At 65.4% G+C, this 269-nt stretch carries 1 protein-coding gene; it reads right to left on the bottom strand.

Features of this window, described 5'->3' with window-relative positions:
• Positions 1 to 269: BCCT family transporter (locus ACLJNW_RS25400; protein ID WP_410961394.1), on the bottom strand; the 269-nt coding region annotated here is incomplete at both ends.

Genomic DNA, 269 nt, shown 5'->3' with positions numbered 1-269 from the left:
ATGCTGATGCCGGCGGCGAACAGCATGCCGGCCCAGGACAGGTAGCTGAATTCCGGCTCGTCGTGGTCGGCACCGAGCTTGATCTTGCCGTAGCCGGAAAGCGCGGTGACCACCACGAAGATCAGGTACAGCGTCATCGCCAGCAGGTAGTACCAGCCGACGGTCTGCGAGGCCCAGGTCTGCGCGGCCAGCAGCCATTCGCCGGCGCGCTGGGGGAAGCCGATGACCACTGCGGCGAACAGCAGGATCAGGATCGCCGCACCGTAGAA

The sequence above is a fragment of the Salmonella sp. SAL4457 genome (assembly GCF_046548235.1).
Classification (GTDB): domain Bacteria; phylum Pseudomonadota; class Gammaproteobacteria; order Enterobacterales; family Enterobacteriaceae; genus Salmonella; species Salmonella enterica.
Note: the sequence above shows the minus strand (reverse complement) of the source record. Positions and strands in the feature narration are given on the sequence as shown.